The organism is Halolamina sp. (genome assembly GCF_036626355.1).
Taxonomy (GTDB): Archaea; Halobacteriota; Halobacteria; order Halobacteriales; family Haloferacaceae; genus Halolamina.
Map to the genome: position 1 here is coordinate 1 of NZ_JAZKRY010000031.1, position 11,605 is coordinate 11,605.

Here is an 11,605-nt window from a genome sequence, read left to right on the forward strand (position 1 = left end):
GCGTGTCGGGTTCGCCGTCGCCGTCGGTGTCCTCGTAGGTGAACACCGTGTTAAAAACGAGGTCGTAGAACCACAGGACCCCCGTTCCGATAGCGTCGAGGTCGGCGTCACCACCCGGCGCGCCCAGTACGATGTCGTTGGTCCCGTAGTTCGTGTAGAACGCAGGGCTCTCCGGCGGCGCTTCGTTTTCCCCGGCGTCCCAGCCGTATCCAATTGGCCCCGTCGCGGCGACCGAGAGACCCTGTGCTCCCTCGTTCGGGAGACTGATGAAGTTCTTGTCTTTGCGCAGGTCGGCTCCGGCGTTACCGGCAGAGAGCACGAGTAGCGTCCCCTCCTTGTTCGCGTAGGTCATCGTGCTGTTGAGGACTTTTCCGTAGAACTCACCCAACCCCTGTCGTGGGATCGGATACGCCCCCAGCGAGAGGTTCGCGGCGTCGGCATCGACGTTCACGCTATACACGATCGCTGCGAGGATATCGCCGAACGTGGCGAATGGCCCGGAGAACACCCGACAGTCCACGAGATCGGTCTTCGGTGCTGTCCCGTTGACGCCGATTCCGCCGCCGTTGTCGGCTGCGACGATGCCTGCGACGTGGGTCCCGTGGTCGTCGCCGCCGACCGGGTTGTGGTCGCCCCCGTCGTCGGTGAAGTTCCGCGAGAGTTCGAGGTTCAGCGGGCCCGCGAGGTCCGGATGGGTCTCCAGCACCCCGGAGTCGATGACTGCAACCCGTGTTCCTTCTCCCTCTGTCGTCTCGTGGGCCTCCGGAACGTTCAGGTCGGCCTTGTCCCACTGCAGGAAGTCGCCAGGCTGCCCCTCGTAGTCCGAAGCGTCGAACGTCGGCACTTCCTCGTTCACATCGGGGTCGTTCAGTTCGATCTCGATATCCGGCGCATAGTCTTTGAACGCCTGTTTTATGTCACGTTCGGATCCGCGGACGACCGCGAAATCGACACCCGGCATCTCGTGGACGACGTCTACTCCCCCCAGCCCACGCTTGCCCTGTGTCTCGACGATGAACCGGTCTGTTCGCGTCGCTGCCGTGACGTCCGTTCCAACCGCGATTCCACCGAGCACTGCGCCACTGAGTTTGAGGAACGTTCGCCTGTTGTGACGTGGCATATGGTACAGAGATAATTGATAGATAATAAATGCAACCCACGTTTTCGGGAGTTAGACACCAGCTAACCGGGCATTGGCGGTGTTTTTCCGACATCCAGGGGTGATTTCAGAGAAGATGGTGAAAAACGTTTCAGCGCGTGTTCGCAGTTCACAGGACACTCTCGGCGTAGTTCGAACCCGCTAAGAGAGGATGATAACTCGGCCTTCGGCGCGTCTCGATGTGGCCAGACCCACAGTCCCAGCACCGATGGACCACGACGATGGGGAGACGCCGCGTATGACCGCGACAAAGGGAGTTCTCGGTGTCGCCACCGCTACGACCTCGCCGTTCTCCGTGACGTCGGAACAGATATTCTACCAGTTATCGGTCCGGAAATCACCGGCCATGAACGGGTGGCCTGTCTGGAGTCATAAATACGGTCTGGCCCAACATTATCGGCGCGCCTACGCTCGTGACTCTCAACTGCCAGTATGGATGGCTGAGAGCACGGGTCGAACACGCTCCCCGCGAATCGGTATAGCAGGTGTTTCACACTCGTCAGCTACCGCATAAACCAGGTATTCAGCAAGCGAGTGGCGCCAGCAGCAGAGGGTTTCAACAGCGCCGGCGTGGGATACATCGCGGTCTGAAAATCGCAACGGCGAGGTTGTGGCGGCGCAGAACTGGGCTCCCGTCAACAGGAACAACAACATCAGTATATTCGACAGATGTGATAGTCACGTCCACTGCTGCCCAGAGCCACAAGTCAGGGAGGTGCCAGAGACTGAGTGAAGAAACCGGATTCCCAACGACAGTTACGATGAGCCAGAAGTCGCTGCGGGTGGGGTTCGGTCGGACCGGTCGCCGCAGTTGTCAGTGGTGTCGACGTCGGTGCAGTCCTCCTGGGCACCGGTCGCGTCGTCGCAGTCAGCGTCTCCAGCCCCACAGTCGACATCCCGAACTGCCTCGCCATCGACGCCTACAGCGAGAAAACTCCGGAGCGGCGGGGCGACGTTCTCCGGTTCGACCAGGAACGCGTCGTGACCGTAGTCCGAATCGACGACATGGTGAGCCACATCCGCTCCAGCCCGGCGGAACGCCGCCGTGAGCGTCCTCGACGCCTCGACGGTGAAGTGCCAGTCGTCGGTGAACGAGAGCACGAGCGCCTCGCCGTCGAAGCCGGCCAGCGCGTCGGCGGCTGAACTGTAGCCGGCCGCAAGGTCGAACTCGTCCATCGCGCGGGTCAGCCAGAGATAGCTGTTGGCGTCGAACCGGTCGGCGAACGACGACGCCTGATGGTCGAGATACGTGTCGACCGAGCGGTCCGGGAACGCCGCTTCGCTCGGGTCCGCCGGGAACGGTCGGTCGACGTCGTAGGCGCTCTCCTCGCGGCCGAACTTCTGAGCCATCGACGACTTCGAGAGATAGGTGATGTGACCGAGCTGGCGGGCCAGCATCAGCCCGCGGTCCGGGTGGCACCCGTCGGGACCGTAGTAGTCGCCGCCGTTCCAGTTCGGGTCCCCGCGGATTGCTCGGCGGGCGACGCCGTTGATACCCAAAAGCTGCGCGTCGAGGCGGGGCGCCGTCGCGACTGGCGCAACCCGGTCGACTGCGTCCGGGAACTGTCGAACCCAGTCGAGCACGTTCATGCCGCCGACGCTTCCGCCGACGACGGCGTGGAGCCGGTCGATCCCGAGGTCGGTCAGCAGCCGCCGCTGTGCGCGGGTCCAGTCGGCGACGGTCACTGGCGGGAACGAACTCCCCCAGCAGCCGCCGTCGGGATGCTCGCTGGCGGGACCGGTCGAGCCGTAGCAGGAGCCCGGCACGTTCACGCAGATGACGAAACACTCCGTCGTGTCGATGGCCTTGCCCGCGCCGACGATATCGTCCCACCAGGCGTCGGCCTGGCCGCCACCGATTTCGGCTGCCTCATCACCTCCTGTGCTCTCCGCCGCGTCATCCGGCACGCTCGCGACGTGCTGGCTCCCGGTGAGCGCGTGACAGACCAGTACGGCGTTCCCATCGCCCGTCGGGCCGCCGTCAGGGTCGTACTCGCCGTACGTCTCGTAGGCGAGTTCGAGGTTCTGGACGGTGCCCCCGTTAGCGAACTCGAACTCGCCGACCGCCCGGACGCCGGCCTCGTGGGCAGGCGTCGTCCCTGCCTCGGTTCTGGACTCGCTCTCGCCTGTCGCGCCTGTGCCACCTGTCATGGTCTCACTCGCGCGATTGCGTCGTCGAGGTCGGCGACGATGTCCTCGGGCTCCTCCAGCCCCACCGAGAGGCGGATCAGGTCCGGGAAGACACCGGCAGCGCGCTGTTCGTCCTCCGTAAGCTGTGCGTGGGTCGTGCTTGCCGGGTGGATAACGAGTGTGCGAGCGTCGCCGACGTTGGCGACGAAGCCTGCGAGTTCGACCGCCTCACAGAGCCGCTTGCCCGCGGTGAACCCGTCCGTCAGGCCGAAGGCGATCATGCCGCCGAAGCCGGAGAGGTACTCTTGGGCGTTCTCGTGAGTCGGATGGGACTCCAGGCCGGGGTAGGTGACCCAGTCGACCGCGTCGTGGGCATCGAGATGCTCGGCGACGATTCGGGCGTTCTCGCAGTGGCGCTCCATCCGGAGCTGGAGCGTCTCCAGTCCCTGCAGGGTGGCCCAGGCGTCGAACGGCGTCTGGTGGCTCCCGAGCGGGCGCACGCCGCGCTGGCGAACCGCGCGGGTGAACGCCTCGTCACCGAAGCGTTCCGAAAAGTCGAAGCCGAACGCGGGGTTCTCCCCGGAGAGTTCCGGGTAGTCGGCCTCGGGGTGGTCCCACGGGAAGGCGCCGCCGTCGACGACGATGCCGCCGATTGTGGTGCCCGAGCCGTGAATCCATTTTGTCGTCGACTCCCAGGTGATGTCGGCGCCGTGCTCCAGGGGGCGACAGAGCGCCGGCGTGGCGAACGTGTTATCGACGACCAGCGGCGTTGCCTGGGCGTGGGCGATATCGGCGAGGCGCTCGAAATCCGGTGTCACCAGCGAGGGATTGGCGATGGTCTCGACGTGGACGTACGCGGTTTCGTCGTCGATGGCCGCCTCGTACGCCTCGTAATCCACTGTGTCCACGGTCCGGATGTCGAGTCCTCGTTTGGCCGCCGTGTGGGCGAAGTAGGCCGTCGTTCCGCCGTAGAGGTCGCCGGCCGTGACGATGTTGTCGCCCGCGCTTGCAAGGACCGTGGTCAGGGAATCGATGGCGGCCATCCCGGCGTTGGTGGCGACGGCGCCGACGCCGCCCGAGAGTGAGGCGAGACGGCGCTCGAGCGTGCGGGTGGTCGGGTTGGAGATGCGGCTGTAGATATCGCCATCGGCCTCCATCGCGTAGAGCTTCGCGGCGTAATCGGCGTCCTCGAAGCGATACGACGTCGTCTGGTGAATCGGGGGAGCGAAGGAGCCGTTCTCATCGTCCGGCTCGTGGCCAGCGTGGAGGCTCCGACTCCGAAAGCCGCGAGTCATGTATGTAGTGCATATCTCCGACAATAAAAATGCATGGGAGTACTGGCGAATCCGGTCGGTACTCCGGACCGCCAGCGCAGACCGGTCGATTTGCCGGGATAGAGCCCGGGAACTCGGGGTGATGTACAGCTCTGTGCAAAAATAGCCGTCAATCTTCGCCACTGTCCAAAACCGTTAACCCCACCAGTCCACAGCTTCCGCTATGACCGAGAATCAACCTGAACTGAACCGTCGCTCGCTGCTGCGGACGGGCGCCGGCGCCGTGACTGCGGGGCTCGTCGGACTGGCCGGCTGTAGCGGCGGCAGTGGCGGGGGCTCGTCGTCGATAACCGTCGCGTCGGCGCCGACACCGACGACGAAGCTACAAGCCAACTATCTCCGTGAGCGGACGGACATCTTCGAGAGCGTCTACGACGAACTCGGCTACGAGGCCGAACTGCAGCTCACCTGGGACGAGCTCTCGCTGTTCATGGGCGGACAGGCCGACCTGGCACCCTCCGTGGGCTCGGTCGAGGCGGCCAATCTCGCGAGCGAGCAGGACCAGCAGCTCCGGGCCCACGCCGTCACCGCGCCGCAGCACACCGGTCTCTACGTCCGGAAGGGAAGCGAGTACGACCCGGCTGAGGCCGGTAGCGTGCAGGCGGCCGTCGACGCCCTCGCCGAGAGCGGGAAGGTCGGTATCGGCGGCTGGGGGCTGGGGACGATTCCGGCCTACCGGATGATCTTCCAGGAGCGGTTCGGCTACGAGTTCAGCGAGAACGGCGATTTCGAGGTTGTCACCTCGGAGTTCCCGACGCTGGCCAGCCTCGTCGCGAGCGGGGATATCGACGCCGGCGGCTCGGGACCGCCGTACAACCTCTGGTCGGTCCGCGAGGAGCTCACGCCGCTGTTCTGGAACCAGAGTCTGGTCGCCGAGATGGGGTTTCCGCGCCGGAGCGTTGCCATCGGCAACGGTGTCAGCCGCGCCGACTACAGCGAGGAGAACACGGATGCCGTCGCCGCCTACTTCGGGATGCTCCGCCGGGCCAACGAGTATCTCCGGGACAACATCGACACCATCGCCGCCGAGAGCGAGACCCAGGAGGTTCTCGGGGCCGACTCCGAGGAACAGGCGAAGTGGGTGCTGGAGTTTCGGTTCCAGGCCAAACACTCGCCCAACACGGTGCCGGCGAGCCCGGTGGAGAACGGGCTAAGCGACGGGTACGTCGAGCAGGACAAGCAGGCGCTCTCGAAAGCCGCCGAGATGGGGAACGTGGCCGCCGACTGGGACGAGGGGTTCGGCTACCAGCGCCTCGATATCGAGACGTACTACGAGAAAGCGAAATCGTATGAGTGAGGATGGGCGCCGATGAGCGCGCCGACGGCAGAGCGCCGGCTGGGTCGCCTGTTCGTCGAGAATCGCGCGGTCGTCTTCGTGGAGGCCGTCGCGACGGCGATCGCCATCTGGTGGCTGCTCTCGGCTGGGCTCGGGCTGGTCGATACGCTCTCGACGCCGCCGCTTGTCGGGGCTGCGGTCTGGACACTCCTCCGAACCGGCGAGTGGGTCCCTCACTTCGGGGCGACCGGCCGACGCATCATCTACGGCTTCACGCTCTCGATGACGCTGGGCACCGCCCTGGGTGTCCTGATGGGGCTCTCGGGGTTCTGGGAGAAGGTGTTCCAGGACTACATCACCGTCGGGCTCGCGTTTCCCTCGGTGTTCATCGCCGTCTTCGCGGCGATGGCGTTCGGCATCAGCGACCTGACGCCGACGGTGACTGCTGGCATCGCGCCGTTCCCGTTCGTCGCACAGAACGTCTATCAGGGCGTGAAAGGCATCGACGGCGACCTACTGGAGATGTCACGGTCGTTCGAACTCTCCCGCGGCCGGGTGCTCCGGCGCGTGGTGCTGCGCTCGGTGCTGCCGGAATGGTTCGCTGGCGTGCGCTATGGCTTTGCGGGCGCGTGGAAGCTGGTGACGCTTGCAGAGGCGATCGCCGCCGAGAGCGGCGTCGGCTTCATGATCAAGACCGAGCTCACACAGCTCTCGATGACCGGCGTGCTCGCCTGGACGGTGCTGTTCGGCGCGGTGATGATGGTCGTCGAGTATCTCGTGCTGCAACAGATCGAGCAGCGCGTGTTCAACTGGCGGGAGGAGACCGCCGTCGCGTGGTAACCAATGAGTGAGCACACACCCTCCGAGACGAGGACGGACGGTGAGAACAGCGGCGACGCTGGCGATTCTCACGAACCGGATACCGACCTTGGCGGGACCAACGCTGCAGCCATCCATATCGACGGCCTGGCCAAACGCTTCGACACCGCAGATGGTGTCGAAACGGTGTTCTCGGATATCGACCTCGAAATCGAGCCCGGCAGCTTCGTCGTGCTCATCGGGAAGTCCGGCTCCGGCAAATCGACGCTGCTGGACATCGTCAGCGGCGTCCTCGACCCCAGCGCTGGCGAAGTGCGCTTCGAGCGTGAGCGGAGCAACGGGGCGCCCGCAACCGGCTCCGACGACGTGGAACTGGGCCACGTGTTCCAGTCGCCCCGGCTGCTGCCCTGGAACACCGCCGTCGAGAACGTCGAGTTCGTCCACGAGGACAACCCGGAGTACAGCGACGAACTGGCCAGAGAGTATCTCGACCTCGTCGGGCTCTCGGACCAGTACGAGAGCTACCCCGGCCAGCTCTCGGGTGGTCAGTGCCAGCGGGTGGGGATCGCCCGTGCGCTCAGCATCGACCCGGAGGTGCTGCTGATGGACGAGCCGTTCTCGAACCTCGACGAGATCACCGCCGAGTCGCTCCGCCGAGAGCTACTCTCGGTCTGGCGGCGGCTGGGCCGGACGGTGCTGTTCGTCACCCACGACATCACGGAGGCGGTCCAGCTGGCCGACCGCATCGTGATGCTCGGTGACGGCGCGATCTACGCAGACCTGGCAGTCGACCTGCCGCGGCCCCGCGAAGTGGACTCGGCGGAGTTCATCCGGTTCCGCCAGCAGGCGGTCGAGCGGTTCCACAGCATCGACGAGCCCGCAAGCGGGACGGATGGGTCGGAGGGGAGAAATGGCGGTTGAGCGAGTGAGCGAGGCCGAATCAGGGTGGCGGGAGGGCGAACTCGCGACGCGCTGGTTCCCGCGCGCGCTCGGCATCGCGCTGACCTACGCGCTCTGGCGGGGGCTCGCGACGTGGTTCGAGATCAGCTCACCGGTCAACCCCGTCCCGTACCCGCTGGAGACGCTCGTGGCGGCGACGGAGCTCTATCTGACCGGCGAGGCGTTCGTCCACCTGCTGCCGACGCTGGGGCGCATCCTCGTCGGCTTCGCCGGCGCGATGGTGCTCGGCGGCGGCGCTGGCGTGCTGATGGGGACGACCGGCTACGGCGAGCGATTCCTCTCGCCGTTCGTCGTGATGGGGCTGGCGTTCCCCTCCGTCGCACTGGCGGCCATCGCCCGCCTCGTGTGGGGCTTCAGCTTCATCGCGCCGACGACGGCCGCCGCCGTGGCGGTGGCCCCGTTCGTCGCGGTGAACGTCTGGAAAGGCGTCGAGGGGCTGGACGGTGACCTGCTGGAGATGGCCGACTCCTTCGAACTCTCGAACCGCCGGCTACTCAGGCGGGTCATCGTCCCCGACATCGCGCCGGCGCTGTTCGCGGCGAGCCGGTTCGGCCTGGCGCTCTCGTGGAAGGTCGTGACCGTCGCGGAGGTGTTCGCCTCCTCCTCCGGCGTCGGCTACAAGGTGCGACAGACTCGCGGCGCCTTCGAGTACACCCAGACCTGGGCCTGGGCGCTCGTCTTCATGCTCGTCGTCGTACTCGTCGAGTATCTGGTGTTCCAGGCGCTGGAGCGCCGGGTGTTCGCCTACCGGGACGACGAGGAGTTCGAACTGACAGGTGCGCGGTAACCGATTCACGGAGATTCAGACATGACTGGAGACACACAGACCGAGGACGAATCGCCGAACAGCCTCCCGACCGAAGTCGTCGAGTACGCCGACACCGTGCTCGTCGACGGCGAGGTGCTGACTGTCGATGGAGAGTTCAGCACCGCCGAGGCCGTCGCCGTCCGTAACGGCCAGATCCTCGCGGTCGGCAGCACAGACGAGATTCGAGCGCTTGCGGGCCCGGAAACCGAGGAGATCGACCTCGACGGCCGGACGGCGATTCCGGGACTCGTCGACTCCCACTGCCACCTGCGCCAGGTCGGGATGGATCTCGAACGGGTGACGTTTCACGATGCCCGGAGCATCGCGGACGTGCTCGACGCCGTCGCCGAGGCCGCCGCGGAGACGCCCGACTGCGAGTGGGTGCAGGCCTCCTGGGGCTGGCACGAGAGCCAACTGACTGAGGACCGACTTCCCACCCGCGACGAACTCGACGAAGTCGCACCCGGCAACCCGGTGTTCATCCCCCGCGGCGGCCACGTCGCCGTGCTCAACTCGGCGGCGTTCGAGCGCGTGGGGATCGACGCGGAGACGCCCGACCCGGATGGCGGGACGATTGTCCGGGACCCCGAGACGGGGCGGGCCAGCGGGGCCGTACTGGAGAACGCTCGAACGGAACTGGTTGAACCGGTGCTCCCCGAGAGAGGCTACGATGAGTACCGCAAAGACATCCGGCGCGGGATGACAGAGCTGAACTCCCGCGGCGTGACAGCAGTCCTGGAACCAGGGGTCGAACCGGACGTGATGCGGGCTTACCAGTCGGTCGCGATGGCCGACGAGGCGACGATTCGCGTCGACGCGCTCGTGCGCGTGCACGAGGCCGACGACGTGACCGCCCACGCTCGCCCGTTCGCACGCGATTTCGGGACGGGGTTCCTGAAAGTCGGCGGCGTGAAGTACATGCTCGACGGCGGCGTCGAGGGGGCCCGGCTCTCGGAGCCCTACGAGGTCGCGGAGGGGGTGCAGGAGCAGGAGAAGTTCTACGGACACTACCTCTGGCCGCCCGGCGGCGAGGCGGAGCTGGTCGAGATGTTCCACAGAGCCGCCGAGTACGGCCATCAGGTCCAGACCCACGTCGTCGGCGACGAGGCCATCGAGACGCTGCTCGACGCCTACGAAGCCGTCGACGAGGAGATCGACATCACCGACCTGCGCTGGACGGCGATGCATCTGTTCCTGCCGACCGACGAGCAGCTCGAACGGATGGCCGACCTCGGCGTGCTCGCGACGCTGCAGAACCATCCGACGTATCTCGGGCGAAACATGGAGAAGCTCTGGGGCCAGGAGCGCGCCGAGCGGGCCATCCCGCTCCGAACCGTCGTCGACTCACCCGTTCCCGCCGGTGGCGGTACCGACGCACCGGTGGTGCCGTGGTACCCGTTCGACTCGCTCTGGTGGATGACCAGTCGAGAGACCGTCACCGCTGGCGAACTCGGCCCGGAAGAGGCGCTCTCCCGGCAAGAGGCTCTCCGGCTCTGGACCGGCGCCAGCGCCTACACGATGGCCTGGGAGGACGAACTCGGCTCAATCGAACCCGGCAAGCGCGCGGATATCGCGGTGCTGGATACGCCGTTCATGGACTGCTCGCCCGAGGAACTCCGAGAGACGACCGTCGAGCTGACCGTAATCGACGGCGAAATCGTCCACGAGAACTAACGGGGGCTGGCCCACAGAACGCTGTTTCCGGCCTCCAGCGCCGTTAGCACCGCCGTAAGCAGTTTGCCGACGGCGTTGGCGACGACGACGCGTACGCGGTGGTCGACGAGATAGTCATCAGCGTGGTGGGTTGTCAGCCAGCAGTCCTGGTGGTTGTCCGTCACTGCCCCGCGGCTCACGAACAGCTCCTCGCTCCCGACCGGAGATGCCAGCCGCCATCACTTCGTCGCTGGAAGCGATGACCTGGGGCTGTTCGTCGTTCTCCCGTTGCTGGTGACGTTCGCGCTCGTACTCCGGGGCGGCCCCGCATCCGCGTCGCTCGTGCCGGGGTGTTCGCTGGTGGCGGCACGACCGTCCGCTCCGGTGCCATTCGTTCACTGCGAGCTGTGACGTGTCCCTCACCAGTACCGCGCCGGAGACGGGGCTCGACCTGGTCACCGCTCTGTTCGCACGCGGCGGCCTCGCCGGCTCCGCATGGACAGTCTCGGTCGTCATCCTCGCGCACTCTCGCTGGGCTACTTAGCCGACTCGGCACGCTGACGACCCAGGCTGAACAGCTCGCCCGTTCGCGCTGACGAGTGAGCTACTCACCCTCGAACTCGGGCTCGCGGCGCTCCTGGAACGCGGCGACGCCCTCGGCATGGTCGGCCGAGTCGAACACCGTTCCCTGCGCGACCGCCTCGTGCTCGATCGCCTCCGATAAAGATGCGGTCCGCCCGTGGCGGAGCAGCCGCTTGGAGGTGCGGAGCGCGACGGTGGGCCCCGAGGCGATCTGTTCGATAAAGGACTCGGCCTCGGTCTCGAACGTGTCGTCGGAGTACAGGTGGTTGGCGAGGCCGAGTTCGACTGCCCGGTCCGCCGAGAGCAGCTTCCCGGTGAACACGAGCTCCTTGGCCACGTTGTCGCCGACGACCCTGGGGAGCAGGTAGGAAGTGCCAGAGTCCACGGCGAGGCCGACCTGCCGGAACCCGAATCCGAGTTTCGCCTCCTCGTTCAGTAGCTGGATGTCACAGGCGATGGCGAGGTTCGCACCGGCGCCGAACGCCGGGCCGTCGACTTTCGCAATCGTCGGAAGCGGGCACTCGACGAGCCGCTGGATCGAGCGACCGATCTGCTGAATGACTCGCTCGACAGCCTCCGACGCCGGCGCGTCGCGCTCGTGACGCTCGACCATGGCGTCGATATCCCCGCCCGCCGAGAACGCCGGGCCCTCGGCCTCGATGACGAGACATCGCGCGTCGCTCGTCTCGACCTCCCGGAGGGCGTCGATGATGCCTGTCGTGACGGGGTCAGAGAGCGCGTTCCGACGCTCTGGCCTGTTGAGTCTGATGCGGGCGATACCGCCAGCACGTTCGAGCAGCACCGCACCGTCCTCGTACTCGGTGACCATAGGTGGTCGCTCATCCCCGATGCGACTAAAGCTATCGTCGTCCGAGCCCGACCCC

The 11,605-nt window shown here is 66.1% G+C and carries 9 protein-coding genes and 1 pseudogene; 5 read left to right on the forward strand and 5 right to left on the reverse strand.

Annotation, left to right across the window (positions count from 1 at the left end; translation table 11 throughout):
• From V5A38_RS06760 to V5A38_RS06770, 3 genes and pseudogenes are all read right to left on the reverse strand, one after another.
• The coding region (locus V5A38_RS06760) for a S8 family serine peptidase (RefSeq protein WP_332324989.1) at positions 1-1,120 on the reverse strand (1,120 nt) is incomplete at its 3' end.
• Between the two features lie 933 nt (positions 1,121-2,053).
• Positions 2,054-3,310, reverse strand: a pseudogene (locus V5A38_RS06765) (homoserine O-acetyltransferase); the annotation flags it as partial.
• A complete protein-coding gene (locus V5A38_RS06770; RefSeq protein WP_332324991.1) occupies positions 3,307-4,584 on the reverse strand; it encodes an O-acetylhomoserine aminocarboxypropyltransferase/cysteine synthase family protein in 1,278 nt (425 codons plus the stop codon). The pseudogene V5A38_RS06765 and the gene V5A38_RS06770, both read right to left, overlap by 4 nt.
• A gap of 202 nt (positions 4,585-4,786) precedes the next feature.
• Between V5A38_RS06770 and V5A38_RS06775 the strand changes: the two genes are divergently transcribed.
• From V5A38_RS06775 to V5A38_RS06795, 5 genes are read left to right on the forward strand one after another with little or no spacing between them, the layout of a single operon-like run.
• Positions 4,787-5,920 (forward strand): hypothetical protein, encoded by a 1,134-nt coding sequence (locus V5A38_RS06775; RefSeq protein ID WP_332324992.1) that lies wholly within the window; start codon positions 4,787-4,789, stop codon positions 5,918-5,920.
• 12 nt (positions 5,921-5,932) lie between these two features.
• Positions 5,933-6,739, forward strand: coding sequence for an ABC transporter permease subunit (locus V5A38_RS06780; protein ID WP_332324993.1), 807 nt, complete (start codon positions 5,933-5,935; stop codon positions 6,737-6,739).
• Positions 6,740-6,742: 3 nt separating this feature from the next.
• A complete protein-coding gene (locus V5A38_RS06785) occupies positions 6,743-7,639 on the forward strand; it encodes an ABC transporter ATP-binding protein (RefSeq protein ID WP_332324994.1) in 897 nt (298 codons plus the stop codon).
• The gene (locus tag V5A38_RS06790) at positions 7,629-8,465 is read left to right on the forward strand and encodes an ABC transporter permease subunit (protein WP_332324995.1); all 837 of its coding nucleotides are present in this window, start codon (positions 7,629-7,631) and stop codon (positions 8,463-8,465) included. Before V5A38_RS06785 ends, V5A38_RS06790 begins: the two co-directional genes overlap by 11 nt.
• Positions 8,466-8,486: 21 nt before the next feature.
• Positions 8,487-10,160, forward strand: coding sequence for an amidohydrolase (locus V5A38_RS06795; protein WP_332324996.1), 1,674 nt, complete (start codon positions 8,487-8,489; stop codon positions 10,158-10,160).
• Here V5A38_RS06795 and V5A38_RS06800 read toward each other — a convergent pair.
• Together V5A38_RS06800 and V5A38_RS06805 are read right to left on the reverse strand one after the other, a co-directional pair.
• Positions 10,157-10,339, reverse strand: coding sequence for a hypothetical protein (locus tag V5A38_RS06800; protein ID WP_332324997.1), 183 nt, complete (start codon positions 10,337-10,339; stop codon positions 10,157-10,159). The two genes, V5A38_RS06795 and V5A38_RS06800, sit on opposite strands and share 4 nt — an antisense overlap.
• 404 nt (positions 10,340-10,743) lie before the next feature.
• Positions 10,744-11,550 carry an enoyl-CoA hydratase-related protein gene (locus V5A38_RS06805; RefSeq protein ID WP_332324998.1) on the reverse strand — a complete coding sequence of 269 codons (807 nt, stop codon included), beginning with the start codon at positions 11,548-11,550 and terminating at the stop codon, positions 10,744-10,746.
• Between the last annotated feature and the right edge of the window lie 55 nt (positions 11,551-11,605).